Origin of the sequence: Blautia pseudococcoides (genome assembly GCF_001689125.2) — a bacterium.
Lineage (GTDB): Bacteria > Bacillota > Clostridia > Lachnospirales > Lachnospiraceae > Blautia > Blautia pseudococcoides.
Genome location: NZ_CP015405.2, coordinates 1,204,920 through 1,221,265, shown reverse-complemented (window position 1 = coordinate 1,221,265; position 16,346 = coordinate 1,204,920). Strand labels below are relative to the sequence as shown.

15 protein-coding genes are annotated in these 16,346 nt (G+C 50.4%); 1 reads left to right on the top strand and 14 read right to left on the bottom strand.

Features of this window, described 5'->3' with window-relative positions; translation table 11 throughout:
* Nucleotides 1–67: 67 nt before the first annotated feature.
* The 14 genes from cbiB to spoIVA all read right to left on the bottom strand — a co-directional run bounded on the left by cbiB (nucleotide 68) and on the right by spoIVA (nucleotide 14,323).
* On the bottom strand, nucleotides 68–1,039 hold the full coding sequence (gene cbiB, locus A4V09_RS05675) for an adenosylcobinamide-phosphate synthase CbiB (RefSeq protein WP_065541488.1): 972 nt from the start codon (nucleotides 1,037–1,039) through the stop codon (nucleotides 68–70).
* On the bottom strand, nucleotides 1,033–1,650 hold the full coding sequence (locus tag A4V09_RS05670) for a histidine phosphatase family protein (protein WP_065541487.1): 618 nt from the start codon (nucleotides 1,648–1,650) through the stop codon (nucleotides 1,033–1,035). Before A4V09_RS05670 ends, cbiB begins: the two co-directional genes overlap by 7 nt.
* Nucleotides 1,643–2,029 (bottom strand): bifunctional adenosylcobinamide kinase/adenosylcobinamide-phosphate guanylyltransferase, encoded by a 387-nt coding sequence (locus A4V09_RS05665; protein ID WP_065541486.1) that lies wholly within the window; start codon nucleotides 2,027–2,029, stop codon nucleotides 1,643–1,645. Before A4V09_RS05665 ends, A4V09_RS05670 begins: the two co-directional genes overlap by 8 nt.
* 35 nt (nucleotides 2,030–2,064) lie before the next feature.
* Nucleotides 2,065–2,853: an adenosylcobinamide-GDP ribazoletransferase gene (gene cobS, locus A4V09_RS05660; RefSeq protein ID WP_065541485.1), complete on the bottom strand. Its 789-nt coding sequence runs from the start codon at nucleotides 2,851–2,853 to the stop codon at nucleotides 2,065–2,067.
* Nucleotides 2,840–3,403 (bottom strand): bifunctional adenosylcobinamide kinase/adenosylcobinamide-phosphate guanylyltransferase, encoded by a 564-nt coding sequence (locus tag A4V09_RS05655; RefSeq protein ID WP_065541484.1) that lies wholly within the window; start codon nucleotides 3,401–3,403, stop codon nucleotides 2,840–2,842. The genes cobS and A4V09_RS05655 overlap by 14 nt, the downstream gene beginning before the upstream one ends.
* A 63-nt stretch (nucleotides 3,404–3,466) precedes the next feature.
* Nucleotides 3,467–4,516 carry a nicotinate-nucleotide--dimethylbenzimidazole phosphoribosyltransferase gene (gene cobT, locus A4V09_RS05650; protein WP_065544652.1) on the bottom strand — a complete coding sequence of 350 codons (1,050 nt, stop codon included), beginning with the start codon at nucleotides 4,514–4,516 and terminating at the stop codon, nucleotides 3,467–3,469.
* A 38-nt stretch (nucleotides 4,517–4,554) separates the two neighbouring features.
* Complete coding sequence (locus tag A4V09_RS05645; protein WP_065541483.1) at nucleotides 4,555–5,940, bottom strand: cobyrinic acid a,c-diamide synthase CobB; 1,386 nt, start codon at nucleotides 5,938–5,940, stop codon at nucleotides 4,555–4,557.
* A 10-nt stretch (nucleotides 5,941–5,950) separates the two neighbouring features.
* Nucleotides 5,951–7,930 carry a precorrin-6A reductase gene (gene cobK / locus A4V09_RS05640; protein ID WP_065541482.1) on the bottom strand — a complete coding sequence of 660 codons (1,980 nt, stop codon included), beginning with the start codon at nucleotides 7,928–7,930 and terminating at the stop codon, nucleotides 5,951–5,953.
* The gene (cobJ, locus tag A4V09_RS05635) at nucleotides 7,923–8,654 is read right to left on the bottom strand and encodes a precorrin-3B C(17)-methyltransferase (protein ID WP_065541481.1); all 732 of its coding nucleotides are present in this window, start codon (nucleotides 8,652–8,654) and stop codon (nucleotides 7,923–7,925) included. Before cobJ ends, cobK begins: the two co-directional genes overlap by 8 nt.
* Entirely contained in the window at nucleotides 8,647–9,765 is a 1,119-nt protein-coding gene (locus A4V09_RS05630; RefSeq protein WP_065541480.1) for a cobalt-precorrin 5A hydrolase, read from the bottom strand. Before A4V09_RS05630 ends, cobJ begins: the two co-directional genes overlap by 8 nt.
* Nucleotides 9,762–10,526 carry a precorrin-4 C(11)-methyltransferase gene (cobM, locus tag A4V09_RS05625; RefSeq protein WP_065541479.1) on the bottom strand — a complete coding sequence of 255 codons (765 nt, stop codon included), beginning with the start codon at nucleotides 10,524–10,526 and terminating at the stop codon, nucleotides 9,762–9,764. The genes A4V09_RS05630 and cobM overlap by 4 nt, the downstream gene beginning before the upstream one ends.
* Entirely contained in the window at nucleotides 10,523–11,224 is a 702-nt protein-coding gene (gene cobI / locus A4V09_RS05620) for a precorrin-2 C(20)-methyltransferase (RefSeq protein ID WP_065541478.1), read from the bottom strand. Before cobI ends, cobM begins: the two co-directional genes overlap by 4 nt.
* Nucleotides 11,225–11,378: 154 nt before the next feature.
* Nucleotides 11,379–12,545 (bottom strand): cobalt-precorrin-5B (C(1))-methyltransferase CbiD, encoded by a 1,167-nt coding sequence (cbiD, locus tag A4V09_RS05615; RefSeq protein WP_065541477.1) that lies wholly within the window; start codon nucleotides 12,543–12,545, stop codon nucleotides 11,379–11,381.
* A gap of 308 nt (nucleotides 12,546–12,853) precedes the next feature.
* Nucleotides 12,854–14,323: a stage IV sporulation protein A gene (gene spoIVA, locus A4V09_RS05605; protein ID WP_065541475.1), complete on the bottom strand. Its 1,470-nt coding sequence runs from the start codon at nucleotides 14,321–14,323 to the stop codon at nucleotides 12,854–12,856.
* 372 nt (nucleotides 14,324–14,695) lie between these two features.
* Here spoIVA and A4V09_RS05600 point away from each other — a divergent pair, with 372 nt between their 5' ends.
* Nucleotides 14,696–16,336 (top strand): putative DNA modification/repair radical SAM protein, encoded by a 1,641-nt coding sequence (locus A4V09_RS05600; protein ID WP_065541474.1) that lies wholly within the window; start codon nucleotides 14,696–14,698, stop codon nucleotides 16,334–16,336.
* Nucleotides 16,337–16,346: the final 10 nt, after the last annotated feature.

The window sequence follows — 16,346 nt, the reverse complement described above, 5'->3', positions numbered from 1 at the left end:
TCTTGCGCGAAGTGCGCATCCCGCCCGGATGGCTTTTTGTTATATTAGGAAAGTTCAGATAACTTTCCTAATATAACAAAAAAATGCCCATGCGGATCAGTGCAAAAAGCAGGGTTCCCAGGGCTGCACTTACATACAGAAGGCGGTTTGCCCTTGGAATATCCTGTATCTCCACTTCCCTGACCGCATCTCCGATCGTTGGTTTTTCATATAATTTTCCGAAATAAAACGCATTTCCCGCAAGCTGGATATCCAGCGCACCTGCCATGACTGCCTCTGTCTGGGCAGAATTAGGGCTTGCATGATTGTAGCGGTCCCTCAAAAATATTTTCTTTGCATTTTTCCAGTCAAATCCCGCGCACAGGGAGGCCAGTATCATCAGCCAGGCACTGATCCTGGCCGGTATGTAATTGGCAATATCGTCCAGTCTGGCCGCATACCGTCCAAAATTCAGATATTTGTCATTTTTATATCCCACCATGGAGTCCATGGTATTGATCCCCTTATACAGGAACATAAGGGCAGGACCCCCTATCGCCATGTAAAACAGAGGGGCAATAATTCCATCGGATGTGTTTTCCGCAATAGTTTCCACTGCTGCCTTCGTCACACCTGCTTCAGACAGACTCTTGGTATCTCTTCCCACGATCATGGAAACCGCTGTTCTGGCTCCCGGCAGATCCAATTTTTTCAGTTCCTCATACACCCGCATACTCTCCGCCTTCAGGGATTTCACTGCCAGCATCTGATAACACATAAAGGTCTCCAGCACAATTCCCAGGACCGTATGGATATGATATGCCAGATACAGAAGTAAAAACGGAACCCCTCCGCTTCCGATACAAATCAGCAGTACAAGAAAAAGCCCGGCTGTTCTCTCCCCTTTGGCCGTTTTGGGGAAAATCCGCCTCAGCATTTTTTCCAGCAGCGTGATCCCGTTTCCGATCATGCGGACAGGATGGTACAGCCATCTGGGGTCTCCCAAAAGCAAATCTATCAAAAAGCCCAGTACCAGGGCCAGTGCTGTCCATTTCACCATATCTTGCCAAATCCTTCCTGTGTATATTTTCCGGTCACCTCTACCTTTTGACCCTCTTTCCATTTTTTTTCATCAACCAGTATCTCATAGCCCTGGGCATTCTTTACCTGCCAGTCAAAATAACTTCGGTCTGAGTCAGCAAGGATACTGAGGATACTCATAATGGTTCCGCCGTGCACCACGAAAGCCGCTGTAGAAATCCCGTCCTCCAGACACTGCCCCAGGCAGCGGACAAATCCCTCCACACAACGTTTCCTGAATCCCTCCTGACTTTCCCCCTCCGGAAAAGGCAGGGTTCCGTTACTGTCAATCCATGCCTGGTATCTGGGTTCCCCGGAAAGCTCCTTATAATTCCTGTTCTCAAATATTCCGAAATCGCACTCTTTCAATCGTTCTTCCGTCTCTTTTTCTATTCCCGGAAACAAAATTTCCGCAGTCTGGGTGCACCGGAGCATGGGGCTTACAAAAACCCGCTTTACAGGCGGGTAGGAGAATTTTTCAAGGAGACAGATCCCCTCCCTGCTAAGAGGCTCGTCTGTGCGGGATCCGATGTAACGTCCCAGCTTGTTTCCGGCTGTCATGGAATGGCGGATCAACATGATTTTAAGCATCTTTTATCACCGTCCCGATTCCGCAGGTCACCCGGACAACACGCTTAGCTCTGGCTGCTGTCCTGGTACAGATCCTGCCCACAGCCTCCCGGTATTTCCGGTCAAAGGCATCCACAGGAACTACGCCATAGCCCAATTCATTGGATATAAGCACGATCTCAGGGTTTTTCCCGGACAGTTCCTCCTCCAGATTGGACAAATCCCTGTTCTCCAAAAGCCTGGCACGTATCCACTCATGGAAATGGTACAGGCATCTGGTGGAAAAAATATCCTCATAGGAGGCTTTCGCACCGTCCTTCATATCCTTTTCCTCCAACCCCTGCACTGCCATAGCATATTCTTTTTTACCCTGAAATGCTCCGCCTATAATAAGCTGCATATGCCTTTCCTCCAATCATTTGTTATGTAATGGCTTTACAGATGACGCACGATCACCTCACCGGCCACTGCGAACAGGGCAATGGCAAGTTCACAGATCTGCATATGAAAACCAGCCAGATCCCCCGTGATCCCCCCGAACTGTTTCATGGACATGCGGTAGTAGTACAGGTATTCCAGCGCAGCGCCCAGAACGGCAGAACCGCCGATAACCGGCTGATGAAGGACCATCAGTACTGCTGCTGCCAGAGAGAATAATACGGAAACCACCCTGACCGCATGTTTTTGGGCACCATCTGAAAAAGCTGCCGCAAGCCCCGTATTTTTTGCCATGGGAAAAGACGCGATTGAAAAAGCCCCCATCCCTCTGGAGAGAACAAATCCCAAACACACCACCGGAAGCCCCGCACTCGTCAGCTCACTGTAGACACCAAAATACAGAAGAAAATAGCAGATACCCACAATAATAGCAAAAGCGCCTGCATTGGAATCTTTTAATATTTCCAGTTTCTTCTCCCTGGGCTGATAGGAATTCAGGGCATCCGAGGTATCCAGAAGGCCGTCCAAATGAATGCCGCCGCTTATGGCAACGGGAATCAGAAGCAGAACTATTGTGATAAAAACACGGCTGTCCAGAACTTTTGGGGCATATGCCCCCCAGAGCCAGGAGAGACCCCCGATCACCACGCCGATCAATGGGAAAAAGCACATGACATAGCGCATATTTTCCTTTGTCCATTCACTCTGTGGCATGGGAATCTTGGAATACATGGAAAACGCTATCTTAAAACTGTTCCAAAACTGTCCCGCTTTACTCTGTCTCATCACACATTTCCCCCATCCTGTCATTTTTATCTGTCCTGCTCTTGTATGTGAGGGGCAGGCCATACACGACCTCTGTGACCTGGCAGGCCCGGCGTGCAGTTTCCCGGTTGATCTCACCCAGATATTTCTGGTACTGCCTGGTCTCCTCATCATACTCGATCCCGTCTGAAAAAATCTCATTTGTTACAATCACCAGCTCCGCTGCCTGGGCATCCAGGGAGGCAATACCCTCCAGAACCGCCTTCACCGTACGGCTCCCGGCACCATCTTCCTGAAACATCTCATTGGCTGTCAGGTTGGACAGGCATTCCAGAAGTACACAGGCGCCTTTTGGCACCTGCACGTTTTTAAGCCCTGTGTAACACTCTATTGTTGTAAATTTTTTTTCCGCACGCATACGCCTGTGGCGTTCCACACGCTTCTTGCTCTCCTCATCAAAGGGGTACATGGTAGCTATATAAATCCTGTCGCCATCGCCGAATCCTGTCAGCATATCCTCCGCAAAGGCAGATTTTCCGCTCCCGCTTCCCCCTGTCACCAAAGTTATCATACTTTTGCTCCAACCTCCGGGTACAGTGGCCTGTGAACCGTTACATCGCAGCTTTCCCGCGAATCAATCTAAGGGCACGTAAGCATCCATGCCCATGCCGCCGAAATCGCTCATGCCGTAAAATACCGCTGTGGCAATATCCAGAAGCGGGAAGAACGCCACTGCTCCTGTACCCTCTCCCAGGCACATATCACAGTGAAGACAGGCTTCCTTTCCAAGAGCCTGGAGAAGCAGATGGCCCGCAGGCTCTTTGGATACATGGCTGGCAATCATATATTGTTTTGCAGTGGGACAGATTCCGGCCGCAACCAGTGCACCTGTAGCTGAAATGACACCGTCTATCACCACCGGAATTTTAAGGGCAGCGCCGCCCAAAAACAGTCCGGCAATTGCCGCGATATCAAATCCGCCCACTTTTGCAACCACATCAACCGCATCATTTTTATCCGGTTTGTTTACCTCAACAGCCTTTTTGATGGCATTGATCTTACGGTTCAGTCCCGCACTGGAAAGTCCCGCGCCGCGGCCTGTCATGTTCTCCACAGGCATATCAAGAAGCACAGAAGCCACTGCACTGCTGGTGGTGGTATTTCCGATCCCCATCTCACCGGTGGCGATCACACCATAGCCCTTTTCTTTCAGCATTTCCACCATCTCGATACCCGTCTCCATGGCCCGGATGGCCTGCTGCCTTGTCATGGCAGGCTCCTTTGTCATATTTTTTGTCCCGTAGGCGATCTTGCGGTTTAAGATACTTACCTCTTTTGCCACCCCTACATCTACAGGGAAGATTTCCGCACCAACGGTTTTACACATAATACTGGAGACCGCTTTTGTCTGCAGGAAGTTCTCTGCCACAAGGGCTGTGATCTCCTGTCCGGTCTGGGTCACGCCCTCCTCAACCACGCCATTGTCCGCACACATGGGGACAAGTGCTTTCTTTTCCAGATGGATATCCAGGCATCCCGTGATACCGGTGATCTGTACCAGCAGGTCCTCCAGCTTGCCCAGGCTGTGAAGGGGATGTGCGATACTGTCCCAGCGCTTCCTGCTCTCCTCCATCACTTCCTCATTGACCGGTTCAATCCTTTTTAAAGCCTCTTCCAGTTTCATGTTCCTTTCCTCTCTTCCTCTGTATATTTCTATTTCCTTTATTTTCCTGTTCTTCTGTACTCCAGGCACTTCTCCAGAAACGCCTGCGGCAGCTCGGGATTTCCATAGTAATAAAAATGCGGAAATCCTGCCAGCAGATGTTCGGAAGCGTGCAGGCAGTTCCAGGACCTGCTGCTCATAGGCTTCTCTGCCAGAAAGTCTTCTCCGCAGGAGGTGGAATCAAAGTAATGGAACTCATGGGCCGGACTCTTCCCAATCCTTTTTCCAAAAACGGTTCCCTCCCTCTGGGTGAGTGTCACATACCCGAACCGTCCCAGTTTTTCCGTCCTGTACGCATGGCCCGGTATGATGCCCACACCGTCACATGGATTTTTGTCCATATCCTCCATGGACTCATGGAGGTACATAAATCCCCCGCACTCTGCCAGAACAGGGATCCCTCTCTGATATTCTGCCAGAATGGCCCGGCGGACAGAATAATTATCCTCCAGCTCTTTGCCCAAAAGCTCCGGATACCCGCCGTAAAAGATCAGGCCGCAAAGCCCCTCGGGCAGCCGCTTGTCATGGATAGGAGAAAAATATACGATCTCTGCTCCCATCTGCTCCAAAAGCTTTAGATTGTCCTCATAGACAAAACAAAACGCCTCATCCCTGGCGATTCCGATCCTCACCTTCTCAGGCAGACAAAACGCATAGGCGCTGTCCTCCTTCCATGGTCTTCTGGGTGAGATCTCAGGGGCATTTCCGGCGATCTCAAGGATTTTATCCACACAGAGTGTCTGCTCCAAAATCCCGGCCAGCTTCATAAGCTTTTCCCGGAACCCCTCCACTTCCTCCGGCATTACAAGACCCAGGTGGCGGCTTTCAAGAACACAGTCCTCCACTTTGGGGACATATCCCAGGACAGGTATGGAAAGTTCCTCCTCAATCATTTTTTTCACTCTTGGATACAACATGGCTGTCATCTGGTTCAGGATCACACCTGCGATCCGGCTGTCTTTTTTGTATTCCGCAAATCCCTTTATGTAAGGGAGCACAGATACACTCATACCCCGGCAGTTCACGATCAGGACCGCAGGGGTCCCGGTCACATTCGCCAGTTCGTAGGCGCTGGCTTTGCTGGTGGTTCCGCCCACCCCGTCGTAATACCCCATGACGCCTTCCATGACCGCAATATCCATATCGCAGCTGTTCTTTGCAAGCAGGTACCGCACCACATCTCCGTCTGTAAAAAAGGTGTCCAGGTTCCTGGATTTGGTTCCAATGACTTTTGTATGGAACATGGGATCAATATAGTCAGGTCCGCACTTGAAGGAAGCAGTCCTAAGCCCACGGTTTTTTAAGACCTGCAGGATCCCGCAGGTGAGCAGAGTCTTGCCGCTGCCGCTGGCACCGGCACAAAGAAGTACACGCGGTATTTTCATATCATCTCTCCTATCTGATATCCCCTGTGCAGGAAATAATGGTGATTGGATTTTCCCCCATCATCATATGGTAAGGCCCTGCTTTTCTGGCTCTTCCCACACTGAGCTGCACCACCTCTGTGTCTGTGACCGGCAGTTCCTTCAGACACCGCAGGGCTTCCGCCACACTCTCCAAAGCAATGCAGTTCATCACGATTCTGACACGGGGATTTTTGTGGAGCAAAAGTTCCATGATTGCTTTCATGTTCCCTGATGAACCCCCGATAAACGCATGGGTTGGTGCCTCCAGGCCGCGAAGTACCTCCGGTGCCTCCCCTTCCACAATGATCAGGTTATCTGCCGCAAATTTCATTTTGTTTTTCAGAAGCAGTTCCGCTGCCAGAGATTTCTTCTCAATGGCATATACCCTTCCCTCTGCTGCCCGAAGAGCCATTTCCACAGAGACCGAACCGGTTCCGGCTCCCACATCCCAGCAGACAGAATCTTTTAAAAGACCTAGTTTTGCAAGGGAAACGGTCCGTATTTCCTCTTTTGTCATGGGTACCTTGTCCCTTACAAATTCCTCATCCCGAATCCCATGGGTGGCAGGCATTGGCATATATGTTTCATTTTCCACATACACTACGCTTAGGGCGTCCCCGGTATAAGAGACAAAATCCTCAGGATATCCGGTCAGGATTTTTTCCTGGGCATAGGAGAGCTGTTCCCCTACAAACAGACGCACCCGGCCCATATTGTATTCCTTCAGTTTTTTTGCCAAAGCCGACACACCGTCACTGCTGCCCAGAATGGAGAACACCTTCTCATGGGTACGGATCGCTGCCAGAAGATTTGCCTTTCTTCCATGGGCACTGGTGATAAACGCGTCATCCCAGGATTTCCCGATCTTTCCCATAAAATAAACCAGGGAGGAAATTCCGCAGATGATCTGTACATGATATCCGGAAAGCTTTTCCAGAAGTTTTCTGGCACCGCTGTAAAATCCCACATCCCCGGACAATACCACCGCAATCTTCTCATATTCCGGGTGTTCCTCTATATACCTGCTGATTTTATCACTGTCATACTCTATGCAGACATCCTGCCCCTCAAGGGCTGCTGCCTCCACCATACGTTTGGCGCCAATCACCAGCTCTGCCTTTTCAAGAACCTGCTGCGCCTCCACTGTCATGAGCAATGGGCTTCCCACACCGATCCCCACCAGAGAGATTTCTTTTGGCGGGCAAAGGGCAAACTGACTGCAGAGCATTTTTCTGCACTGGGAAAGGGAAATCCCTTCCTCCAGAAGAGGCCTTCCCACCACCACAGGCACACAGCCTGTCTCCCGGGCCGCATCCAGTTTTTCCTGATATCCTCCGGTTGTGCCCGACATTTTTGTGACCAGGTATTTACAGTCAAGCTGCCCGATCATGGCTCTGTTCATCTCTTTTGAAAAAGGCCCCTGCATACAGATCAGGTTTCTCCCTTCAAATCCGTGTGCCGCACACTGCTCTGCCACATTTGCCAAAGAGAGAACCCTGGCAAACACTCTTTCCTTATATCCCGGAATTACCGTATATTTTGCGATCTCCTTGCTCCCGGTGGTCACCAAAACATTTCCCTTGGTACCCTTCAGATACTCTGCTGCCTCATCCACACTGGACACGTAAACTGCCCGGTCATTCATTCCTCCACCGTCTTTACTGCTGCGAAGAAGCCGTACATAACGGCACCCTGCCTTCTGGCAGGCAGCGCGGATATTCTTTGTCACCTCAGCCGCATAGGGGTGGGTGGCGTCTATGACCGGGTTTGCCTGGATCTCCCCCATAAGCCTTTCCATATCCTCCCTGTGGAGGCGGGTATGGGAGACGGTCATCTGCCCGCTCTTTGGCAGCAGTTCTTCTCCGTATTCCGTGGCTACACAGATATGGGAAGGGATTGAATGGCTGTCCAGAAATTCCGCGATCTTACGTCCTTCCGTGGTGCCGGCAAACACAAGAACCTTACACATTTTTGTAACCTCTGGGCGTCACCATCCTGCCGCCGATCTCCTTTGTCTGGGAATTGCCAACGAAGACTGTGGTAAACATATCCACTGTTGTCTCCCTTAACTCTTTCAGGGTCATGACCTTCATCTCTTCCCCTTCCCTTCCGATATTGCCCACGATTCCGCAGACCGTGTCTTCTGCCTTATATTTCATCATCAGGTCACAGGCTTTCATCAGGTAATCATGGCGTTTTTTGCTGGACGGGTTATACAGGCAGACCACAAAATCCCCGTGTGCCGCATCAGTCAGCCTGCGCTCAATTTTCTCCCATGGTGTCAGCAGGTCGCTTAAGCTGATCAGACAGAAGTCGTGGATCAAGGGCGCACCAAGGACTGCTGCCCCTCCGGTGGCTGCCGTGACACCCGGAATGATGGAAAGCTCCACGTCAGGGTATCCTGTGCCCACCTCATACATAAGGCCTGCCATGCCGTATACACCTGCATCCCCGCTGCAGATCATAGCCACTGTCTTTCCTTTCATGGCCTCCACAAAGGCCATCACACAGCGCTCCACTTCCTTCTTCATGGGCGTTGTGAGAAACTCCTTTCCCGGAAAATGGTCCTTTACCAGGTCCACATACACGGTATATCCAATGATCACATCACTGTTCTTCAGGGCTTCTGCGGCCTCAATCGTCATCTTCTCATAGGCACCCGGACCGATGCCTACCACGTATAATTTATTCAAAATGCACACTCCATTTCCTTCTGGCAAGAGCAACGGTCACGCCGTCCTCCGCATATTTTCTTAAGATCAGCATACTCTTCACACCATCCTGGCTGCTGCCGAGGACTGCACTCCGTTCACAGACATTGTCAACACCTGTGACCTCTTCCACAAATCTTGACTCCGCAAAGGTACCTTCCACCAAAGCCAATTCTTCCTTTGTGTAAGTCACAAAAGGCAGATTTCTGTCCCGGCAGTAACCGATAATGCCCGCCTCCTCTTTTTTCAGATCAATGCTGGCCACCCGCTCCATGGATACAGAGGGGACCAGAAGTTCATCACAGGCTCTTCTAATGACCCGTTCCACCGTTTCTTTTGGGGTATCCTTTCTGCAGCCCACGCCCACGGTCACCACTCTGGGCACCAGATACAGCGTGTGGACAAAGGGATGTTTCTGGTAACTGTTTGTCACATAGATGCCGATTTCCGGCTTCTCTTTTTCCTCATCCAGGAGCACTAGTTCAGAGGGAATGTCCCCTATCCATGGAAAATCGCTGGCAAATCCCACTTCCTTTCCATCCACAAGCGCGGCGGAGATCTCTTTCGCCAAATCCATGTCAGAGATATAGCACCCGTTTTTTCTGGCAAACACATCCACTGCGAACTTTTTATTGATGTCCGTCGCTGTAGTTATGACCGGTGTGGCGTGAAGGATATCGGCGATCTCTTCCGTGAGTTCATTGGCTCCTCCGATATGACCGGAAAGCAGGGAAATGGCAAAACCGCCCTGCTCGTCCACCACAATGACAGCCGGGTCTATTTTCTTGCTGGTCACAAAAGGAGCAATGCTGCGCACAGCGATTCCGCAGGCCCCCACAAACACAATAGCGTCGGAATCCTGGAACCTCCTGCCTGCCCACTCTTTAATGGAGGCATCCACCGGCTTTGCAAACTGCTTCACATTACGGAATGATTTATCATCCACCTCTAGCTGTGACTCGTCCATGACTTTTTTCGTATATTTGCTCTTTGTATATGACTCCACCTCATACCCGCGCTCTTTCATCACCCAGTAGAGCATTTCGCTCAGACGGTATCCCGCACGGCTGAAGCTAATAATGGAAACTTTCATATGGAATCCGTACCCTTTCTGAATTCTGTTGTAAATCCGGGATCATATAATTTGGAACGGGCATACCCGTTGTGCGCCACCACATCGCCGATGATCATAAGTGCGGTCTTGGTGATATGGTTCTCTCTGGCAGTCTCAGCCAGGGTACCCACCGTACAGACAAAGGATTTCTCATCTTCCCAGGTAGCCTTGTATACAATGGCAGCCGGCGTATCCGCAGTATAACCGCCTGCGGTCAGCCGTTTGGAAAGCTCCTCTAAAAGGCCTGTGCTCAGGAATATCACCATAGTTGCATGGTGCGCGGCAAAGGACTCAATGCTCTCTTTTTCCGGCACAGGCGTTCTGCCTGCCATTCTTGTAATGACCACACTCTGAGACACATTCGGCAGGGTATATTCCAGATCCAGGGCTGCTGCAGCCCCGCTAAAGGAGCTTACACCGGGACAGTAGTCATAGGCAATATTCTCTTCATCCAATACATCCATCTGTTCTCTGATGGCACCGTACAGACAGGGATCTCCTGTGTGGAGGCGCACGGTCATTTTCTTCTCACGCTCCGCTCTGCGCATAACCTCCAGCACTTCCTCCAGTGTCATTTTGGCACTGTTGAAAATCTCACAGCCTTCTTTTGCATATTCCAGAAGCTGCGGATTCACCAGGGAACCTGCATAGATGATCACATCTGCTTCCTCCAGAAATTTTTTTCCTCTCAGGGTGATTAAATCCGGGGCACCGCTCCCCGCTCCAACAAAATGTATCATAATGTCTCCTTCTCTTTTGCAATGATCAGGGAATAATAACCGGACTGTTCCGGTATATCCTCTGCACACTCATAAATTTTCTCTGTGGGCATACCACAGTCCTCGATCATAACGGCTGCCTGTCCGCTTTCCAGTATGCTTTCCCGCACCTGTTTCAGTTTCTTTCCTGTCTTCATCAGCACCTTTGTGCCCGGAAGCTTCAGGATATCATCCATGGTGGCCGCATTATACGTGGCCGGGATCACATGAAGAGGCTCCGCCATTTCCACAAGCCCCATGTTCAGTCTGGCCGCCACCGCGCAGAAGGAAGTGATGCCGCTTACGATTTCCGCCTCATATCCGCGCTCCACAATTCTTTTATGTACATAGAGGTAGGTAGAATACACGGTGGGGTCTCCCAGGGTGAGAAAGGCTACGTTTTTTCCCTCTTTCAGCCAGGCCTCCACATCGTCCGCCGCTTTGTCGTGATTTGCCTCCAGAACCTTGGGGTCCTTTGTCATGGGCATGGCAACAGGAATGAGTTTTTTCTCATCCAGGCTGTCATAGGCGCCCTTTACGATTTTATATGCCACACTCTCCTTTACGTTATTACCGGGCACAGCAATCACTTCGCTTTCCCTTATCAGGCGGAGTGCTTTGAGTGTCAGCAGCTCCGGGTCTCCCGGTCCCACCCCTAATCCAAATAATATACCTTTCATCTGTACTATCTCCTTTATCTTTTAGTATCTTGTTGTAACGGTTCAGTACCCTCACAGTTACACGCAAAAATCCATGCAGAACCGCCTTTGGTGATGGGATTTCTGCCTGGCTCACAAAATGCCTTCTTACGGTCAGCGCAGTGAATGCGCAGACCTACTGATCCGTTACGTCTTGTTCTCTCAGAAGTTCCATCAGTTCCCCGGCTTTTTCTGTCTCCCCCAGATAACCGAATTCATTTGAAAAAATAACAGCACCCAGCATCATTCTGTCATATGCACGATGATGCAGATAATAAGAAATCCTGTCTGTTATCTCCTTTATGGTTTCCTGTAGTTTTCCTTCTCTTTCAATAAGCGCCAAAGCCTCATCCGTAGTGACTGTATTTAAAATTTCAAGCGCCGCAGGGGCAGAGATCCCTGCACGTATAGCATTGGAAGCCAAAACCTCCGCTCTGGCATCCGCACAGCGGGAATGGGTGTTCATGATCCCTGCTGCCACTTTAACGAATTTTCCGATATGGGATACAAAAAGAATGCCTTCCACTCCCATAGAAACTGCCATGTCGATTGTCTCACCCACGTAGTTGCTGCATTTCATGGCTTCCTCAAGGGGAAGGTCCATATGCTCCTTCAGATATGCGGAGCCATAATTGCCGGGGGTCACCAAAAGAAAACGGCTGCCGTTTTCCACCCGCTGGCGCATTTCCACTTCTATGGTTTTTATCAGTGCACTTTCACTCATAGGCTCCACAATACCGGAGGTCCCCAAAATAGAGATGCCTCCCTGAATGCCAAGTCTTGGGTTGAAGGTTTTTTTTGCCGCCTCCTCCCCTCCCGGAACGCTTATGATGATTTCCAGGCCGCCCTCATAATCATACTCTGAGCTGACATCCTCCACTGCTTTCAGGATCATACTGCGGGGTACTTTGTTGATTGCCGCATTTCCAACCGGCTGCTCCAGGCCCTTTTTTGTCACACGTCCCACCCCGGGTCCCCCGTCCAGCACGATTCTTGCTTCCCCGGTTTTCCTCACCCTGGAATAAATCTCCAGGCCATCCGTCATATCCGGATCATCTCCCGCATCCTTACGCACGGCGCAGGATACATGATCCTCCCCCTTTTCAATTTGCCCAACCTCCAGATTCAGCAGAATCCCTTTTGGCGTCAAAAAAGGGATCTCCCGGATCTCCTCTCCTGACAAAAGCATCTGGGCTGCAGCTTTAGAAGCCGCGGCTGCACATGTTCCGGTAGTGTAGCCAAAACGCATTTTCTTATTATTCCTGATAATGTAATAGTCTTCCAAACCAGTCTTATGTGTCATATGTACATGTCTCCGAATCGGCCAAAGTCTGCCGCTTTTCCTTCTAAAATAAAAACCGCTGCCAGAAAACTGACAACGGATTCCTTCTCTTTTGGGCTGCAGCAGAATAAAAATGATACACTTATCCTGTTGTCTTGAACTGTCCGGTTGCCGCAGACGTCCCCATCTCCGGCTCCGCACGTATCTGGCTGTACAGTAACGGACTTGCACAGGAATTTCACCTGCTTCCGTAACGTTTCCGGGTCATATAATCACTGTTGTAATTATATAATTTTCCCTAGGAAAAGTCAATGTAAAAAGAAGTTCTGTCAGATGATGATGCAGACCATCCCACCTTTGCTGTCATTGACAATTTTCTGCATGGTATCCTGAAGTTTTACCTGGCTCTCATCACTGATCTGCACCAGCTTGGTGTGAATGCCGTCCTCCACCAGCTGTCCGATGGATTTGCCAAAAATATTGGTCTGCCAGATGCTCTCCTGCCGTTCATCACTGTTCTTGATATATTCGATCAGATCTTTTGCCTGCTCCTCACTACCCACGATGGGTGCGATCTCTGTCTCAATATTGGCCCGTATCATATGGATGGACGGGCTGACTGATTTGATCTTCACGCCGTATTTGCTGCCCTGTTTGATAACCATGGGTTCTTCCAGCCTGATCTCCGATTTATCGGGAGTCACCACACCGTAGCCTTTACCCCTGACAGAGGAGATTGCTTCACGCACCTTCACATATTCTTCCTTCATCTTCGCCAGCTCCTGCATGGTGTGGATCAGCTCATACTCATCTGAAATAGAAACTCCGGTCATTTCGCTTAGAACTGCATAATACCAGTTCTCATCCATATCCACCCGTATCCGCACTTTGCCGGTGGACAGATCCAGGGCTTCCGGTACCAGATTGCGCACATACTGGGACTTGAGGACCATCTTATCCCTGGTGGCATCCTTCACATATTTCATGTTCCCCATAAGTTCCCGGATACAGCTTAGCAGTTCCGCTTTCAGGTAATGGTCTGTGGGAAGGATTTCCACCCATTTCGGAATAAAAAATTCCATCTGCACAATAGGGAACTCATATAACACCTTTTCCATGATCCTTGTCACGTCGTCCCTGCGGAGCTGCTCACAGTTTACACTCAGGACACCTGCCTGGTACTTCTGTTTCAGCTCCTCACACAAAGCAAGTGTCTCCTCCTTGTAGGGCTTCTGGGAATTTACCAGAATCAAAAACGGCTTTCCCGCTTTTTTTAGCTCGGCAACGGTTTTCTCCTCACTCTCTATGTAATTATTCCTGGGAATCTCTCCAAAAGAGCCGTCACATGTGATGACCAGGCCGATGTTGGAGTGTTCCTCGATCACCTTTTTTGTGCCTGTCTCCGCTGCCTGATGGAAAGGTATCTCATAGCCGAACCAGGGCGTCTTCACCATACGCTCCTTGCCGTCCTCCATATTTCCCGCCGCATCGGGCACCATATACCCCACACAGTCAATAAGACGTATTTTCGCAGTCATATCATCGCCGATCTTAATTTTAGCGGCATCTTTTGGAATGAATTTTGGCTCCACGGTGGTGATCAGTTTTCCGGAACCGCTCAAAGGAAGCTGGTCCCTTACCTCTTTCTGTGCTGTCTCTTCCATGTTGGGCAGTGCCGCCAGCTCCATAAAACGGCGGACGAACGTGGACTTTCCCGTCCGTACCGGTCCCACTACCCCTATGTAAATTTCTCCTCTGGTGCGGGCTTGTATGTCTTTATAAATGTTATATGTATCCATGAAAATACCCCCTTATCGTACTGCTAAATTATATGCTCCCGGCCCCTCAGATATTCCCTTTCTTTCAAAAAAACGTTACTATCACAGCCCTGAAAAACGTAGTGTCGTGAATAGGTTACTGTTGGCAGTATATTAAAAACGTAACTCTTTGCGCAGTAACACGCTTCGCGATGCACAGTTCTGCCCTTTAAGGTACAAAATGCAAGGAATTGCATTTAGGCGCTGCTTTTGGAAAACACCTCCCGGAACATTGCCTGTGAACCGTAACGTGAATAGTAACAAAAATGCCAATGCCGAACATTTGTTCTTGACACATTTTTGCCGCTGTGCTATTCTATAATCAGAACATACATTCGGAAGGATTTGATCACTATGTACTTATCATCATCCCTGACTCTGGAAGAAAAACTGAAAATATTATCCGACGCAGCCAAATACGATGTGGCCTGTACCTCCAGCGGCTCTGACCGCCGCGGGGAAAAGGGCAGTCTGGGCAATTCCGTAGCTGCCGGTATCTGCCACAGCTTTGCCTCCGACGGACGCTGTATCTCCCTTTTAAAAATACTATTATCCAATGAGTGCATCTATGACTGCAAATACTGTCTGAACCGCCGTTCCAACGATAAGGTACGCACCACCTTCACCCCGGACGAAATCTGCAGTCTCACCGTGGAATTTTATAAAAGAAACTATATAGAAGGCCTCTTCCTCAGCTCCGGCGTAGTAAAGAATCCCACCTATACTATGGAGCTTATGTACCGGAGCCTTTACCTGCTGCGCACCAAATACCATTTCCGCGGCTATATCCACGCCAAAGCTGTCCCCGGAGCCGCCCCGGAAATCATCGAACAGATAGGCTATCTGGCTGACCGCATGAGTGTCAACATGGAACTTCCCACCAGAGAATCCCTCCAGGCCCTGGCTCCCGGAAAAAGCCATGAAAACATACTAAAGCCTATCAAACAAATTCAGCACGGCATCACAGACTACCGCCTTTCCATCGGCAAGTCTGCCCAGATGGAACGAAGCAGCGCCAACCGCTACCTCCCCAATTCCATCTTCAAAACAAAAAAAGAAACGCAGGACACCATCACCGGCACTTCCCGCTCCGGATCTTTAAACGGTCCTCTGGCCTCTGCCGTTCCGCATTCCGCCACCCCTGCGCCTTCACTACCGTCAGGAAATACGGAAACCACGGTAACCTCCTCCGTCATCCGCCCTTCCGCCTCCCGGAACATGACTACGCCCTCTTCCTTTACGGGAAGTCCGTCCTTCTATTTCCGCCAGGATGCCCCCGCCCTGCCTGCGGCCCAAAGCCGCTCCTTTGTCCCTGCAGGCCAGAGCACCCAGATGATCATCGGCGCCACCCCGGAAAACGACTACCAGCTCTTACAGGTGACCCAATCCCTGTATCAGCAGTTTGATTTAAAACGTGTCTTCTTTTCCGCCTATGTTCCGCTGAACGAAGACTCCAGCCTTCCCTCCCTGGACACAGCCCCGCCCCTCCTAAGAGAACACCGTCTGTACCAGGCAGACTGGCTTCTGCGTTTTTACGGTTTCCATGCAGAGGACCTTTTAGACCCCGGCCGCCCTAACTTCAACATTCTCCTGGACCCCAAATGTGACTGGGCCCTGCGCCACCTGGAGCTGTTTCCCATTGAGATCCAGACTGCATCTTATGAAGACCTGCTGAAAGTCCCCGGCCTGGGCAACAAATCCGCCTATCGGATCGTCCAGGCCCGCCGGACCAACCGTCTGGATTTCCCAGCCCTAAAAAAACTGGGCGTCGTCCTAAAACGCGCCCAATACTTCATCACCTGCAGCGGTAAAATGCTCTACCGCACCCCCATCGAAGAGGACTTCATCACCCGCCAGCTCACCTCCACCGACCAAAAGACCAGCTGGTCCCTGGACCACCCCCAAACCTACCGCCAGCTCTCCCTCTTCGACGACCTGAACCTAACCACCCCCACCCCCGAAGACCCCCTAAAAACCCTAAGCGGCCAATTATAATTCAACCGCC

Coding starts and splice junctions, on each gene's coding strand:
- cobS (WP_065541485.1), bottom strand. CDS start 2,853: ATGAGACAGAGTAAAGCGGGACAGTTTTGGAACAGTTTTAAGATAGCG.
- A4V09_RS05600 (WP_065541474.1), top strand. CDS start 14,696: ATGTACTTATCATCATCCCTGACTCTGGAAGAAAAACTGAAAATATTA.
- A4V09_RS05670 (WP_065541487.1), bottom strand. CDS start 1,650: ATGCTTAAAATCATGTTGATCCGCCATTCCATGACAGCCGGAAACAAG.
- A4V09_RS05655 (WP_065541484.1), bottom strand. CDS start 3,403: ATGATAACTTTGGTGACAGGGGGAAGCGGGAGCGGAAAATCTGCCTTT.
- cobI (WP_065541478.1), bottom strand. CDS start 11,224: ATGAAAGGTATATTATTTGGATTAGGGGTGGGACCGGGAGACCCGGAG.
- cbiB (WP_065541488.1), bottom strand. CDS start 1,039: ATGGTGAAATGGACAGCACTGGCCCTGGTACTGGGCTTTTTGATAGAT.
- A4V09_RS05665 (WP_065541486.1), bottom strand. CDS start 2,029: ATGCAGCTTATTATAGGCGGAGCATTTCAGGGTAAAAAAGAATATGCT.
- spoIVA (WP_065541475.1), bottom strand. CDS start 14,323: ATGGATACATATAACATTTATAAAGACATACAAGCCCGCACCAGAGGA.
- cobM (WP_065541479.1), bottom strand. CDS start 10,526: ATGATACATTTTGTTGGAGCGGGGAGCGGTGCCCCGGATTTAATCACC.
- cobK (WP_065541482.1), bottom strand. CDS start 7,930: ATGTGTAAGGTTCTTGTGTTTGCCGGCACCACGGAAGGACGTAAGATC.
- A4V09_RS05630 (WP_065541480.1), bottom strand. CDS start 9,765: ATGAAAGTTTCCATTATTAGCTTCAGCCGTGCGGGATACCGTCTGAGC.
- cobT (WP_065544652.1), bottom strand. CDS start 4,516: ATGAAACTGGAAGAGGCTTTAAAAAGGATTGAACCGGTCAATGAGGAA.
- cbiD (WP_065541477.1), bottom strand. CDS start 12,545: ATGACACATAAGACTGGTTTGGAAGACTATTACATTATCAGGAATAAT.
- A4V09_RS05645 (WP_065541483.1), bottom strand. CDS start 5,940: ATGAAAATACCGCGTGTACTTCTTTGTGCCGGTGCCAGCGGCAGCGGC.